The organism is Methylobacterium sp. C33D (assembly GCF_053345825.1).
Genome location: NZ_JBKFAV010000162.1, coordinates 1 through 329, shown reverse-complemented (window position 1 = coordinate 329; position 329 = coordinate 1). Strand labels below are relative to the sequence as shown.

The 329-nt window shown below is 76.3% G+C and carries 1 protein-coding gene; it reads right to left on the bottom strand.

Features of this window, described 5'->3' with window-relative positions:
• Positions 1-46 precede the first annotated feature (46 nt).
• Positions 47-329: efflux RND transporter permease subunit (locus ACLBXO_RS31865; RefSeq protein ID WP_447687933.1), on the bottom strand; the 283-nt coding region annotated here is incomplete at its 5' end.

The following is a 329-nucleotide window of genomic DNA, read 5'->3' as shown; positions in this document are numbered from 1 at the left end:
GTATCCACATACCGATTGCGGATACGTTGTCGCGCTCCGATCGCGGTCACGGGTCGGCCACCGCGCGTCGGCGCGCCCCGGAGCCGCCGGGCCGGCGCCCGGCGGGGGGCGTGGGCCGGGCGAAGGGCAGGCGCAGGCCGGCGACCGCGGGGTAGATTGCCGGCAGCACCACCAGGGTGAGCAGGGTCGCCGAGATCAGGCCGCCGACCACCACGGTGGCGAGCGGCCGCTGCACCTCCGCGCCCGCGCTGGTCGAGAGCGCCATCGGCAGGAAGCCCAGGGCCGCCACCAGCGCCGTCATCATCACCGGGCGCAGCCGCATCTCGGCC